The following is a 2367-nucleotide window of genomic DNA, read 5'->3' as shown; positions in this document are numbered from 1 at the left end:
CCACACGCAGTAGCCACTCCCCGCGCCGCGTCTGCAAATCCCCCATAAATCCTCCTGCTTGATAAAAACCTCAGCATGACGAAAAAAGGAAAGGGCGTTTAGATGGGAGGGCTAGGCGCTTACCGCGCTCTGCTGGCAAAGAGAAATCGACTTCAATGCCTAATCCTTCACGATTAAAATCATCAATCACGTTAAATAAGCGAATGCTGCGGCCATCGGCCAATTGATCGTGCATAAAATCCATCGACCACGTTTCATTTTTTGCCGCTGGCACAGCTAATGACGCTGGCGTTTCACGCTCTAAGCGTTTTTTAGGCTTAATTCGCAGATTTAATTCTAAATCGCAGTAAATCCTGTAGACGCGTTTATGGTTCCAGTGTTTTTTCCTGACGTTGCGCAGATGTAAAAAACAAAGGCCAAAGCCCCAGCTTCGATGGGTTTCAGTGAGCTGAATCAGCAGTTCCGCAATTTTTGCGTTTTCTGCGTCCAGCTTACGAATATAGCGATAGCAAGTCGTGCTAATCGCAAAGCTGGCGCAAGCCGCACGAATAGAAACTGCCTTGGTTTCAACGGCCCAGTGAGCCATCTCGCGGCGCTGAGATGTTTCAGATGATTTCTGACATGGCCTCCTTGATGATATCTGCTTGCATCTGGGCTTCGATATACATCTTTTTAAGACGCTTGTTCTCGTCCTCCAGCTCTTTCATGCGAGTCATCATCGAGACGTCCATGCCGCCAAACTTGGCGCGCCACTTATAAAAAGAGGCAGAGCTCATGCCGTGCTCGCGGCACAAATCGGGGACGGTTGAACCGGCTTCGGCTTGCTTTAAAATCGCCATAATTTGGCTGTCGGAATAGCGTGCTGCTTTCATGTAGAGCTCCTCAAACACTGCGAGAAAATTCTACTTAAAAATGAGCTGGTTTTGTGGGGGGATTACCATCTGATTTTCTTGGCATATTTTATGCTAAAAATAACGGTTAATTAATCTCTAGCTCCAGCTCTTTTTCAACGGTATTAATAATTTCATTTAACTTTTCTCTCTCCTCTTCACTTATTTTGAATTTTGGCATTGCCATTTTTTCAACCGATCGATGAAGTGTTTTTATCATTAGATGCATTTTTTCCATCTCACTTCCCTTGGAGAACGCATTGAAATCAATAATGAGTCTTATCCCCATAACATCAGGATTACGCCGAGCAACAAAAGACTCTTCAAAAAAATCAGAAAACTCATCAGATACACTAACAAATATTACAGCCCATTTTTCGAATTTATTTTTTAGTGTTAATTTAGTTAAATGAGAGTTTAATTTAACTTCAATCGCGCTTCTTAGTTTCCTTAATATTTTTTCCATATTCTGAATTTTTTGTGTCTGTCGCACTAGAGTCATCACTAAGCGATGGGTCAATCATTTCGAAAGTGCTCCAGTAATTCATGGATTATCCAATATTGAGTCGCAATCATCTTTTGATTTTTTTAGTATAGCCCGCAATATTTCCTGCGTTTTAATTGAAATTTTTAATTTACCCATCAATAGAATTGACCGTTCCAATGCATCGAAGGTTAAATTTAATTGACCTCTCCTATCAGTATTTTTAAACTTAAAATGATCGATATGTAAGCGAAACTCCAAAACTTTATTTTTAATGCTTCTTCGCACTATTTCAGGATAATGAAGTAATCTTCCTTCTGAAAAAGTTACGGCCAGAAAAGCCCACTTTTCATACTCTTCATTTATATCCACACCCTCTAGGTTTTTATTTATTAAAGGTTCAATTATTTTTCTAACGTAAAAAACATCATCCCCAACATCACCTTCTGATTCCGCAGACATCCATAATTTCATAGTATTTATCCCTAGTAATCATTTTTATTTAAAAGTGGACGAACACCACCATGTTTGGCCTTATATTCCATTATTTTCTGATGTTGCCAGCAATGCATTTCACGTTTAGTTCCAAATGTCTCCTCTCGAAAGTCAGCATTTACACTATCTAAATAAGATTGGCTATAGCGGGATTTACCTTGCGTAGTTTCTCCATATTTTAAAATTTCATTTGTATCTTTATCGCGTAATGTATATCCAATAGCTGGGGTTTTACTATCTAAATTATTATTATGCGTTGAGCAGACACTATTTTGTTTTTTAGGTTTATTTGGATTTTCCCCTTGCCCAAATTGTCCATTAGGGCCTCTTGACTGACCTTTCCATAACCCAAGCGGATCAACCCACTCCGTTGAATTCGGCGCATAAGCATGGGTATTAAATCCCCCCATTAACCCAATCGGATCGCTGCTAATAAACCGCCCAATCTCCGGATCGTAATAGCGGTGGCGGTTGTAGTGCAAGCCGGATTCTTCGTCG

General features: G+C 40.3%; 3 protein-coding genes and 1 pseudogene. All 4 read right to left on the bottom strand.

What is annotated here, in order from left to right; all coding sequences use genetic code 11:
- Positions 1–124: 124 nt before the first annotated feature.
- Positions 125–872, bottom strand: a pseudogene (locus R6242_RS22140) (transposase); the annotation flags it as partial.
- Positions 873–978: 106 nt separating this feature from the next.
- Positions 979–1356 carry a hypothetical protein gene (locus R6242_RS22135; protein ID WP_318431047.1) on the bottom strand — a complete coding sequence of 126 codons (378 nt, stop codon included), beginning with the start codon at positions 1354–1356 and terminating at the stop codon, positions 979–981.
- Between the two features lie 78 nt (positions 1357–1434).
- Entirely contained in the window at positions 1435–1848 is a 414-nt protein-coding gene (locus R6242_RS22130; protein WP_318431046.1) for a hypothetical protein, read from the bottom strand.
- Positions 1849–1859: 11 nt separating this feature from the next.
- Positions 1860–2367: RHS repeat-associated core domain-containing protein (locus R6242_RS22125; RefSeq protein ID WP_318431044.1), on the bottom strand; the 508-nt coding region annotated here is incomplete at its 5' end.

The organism is Iodobacter sp. CM08, from assembly GCF_033446605.1.
Lineage (GTDB): Bacteria > Pseudomonadota > Gammaproteobacteria > Burkholderiales > Chitinibacteraceae > Iodobacter.
Note: the sequence above shows the minus strand (reverse complement) of the source record. Positions and strands in the feature narration are given on the sequence as shown.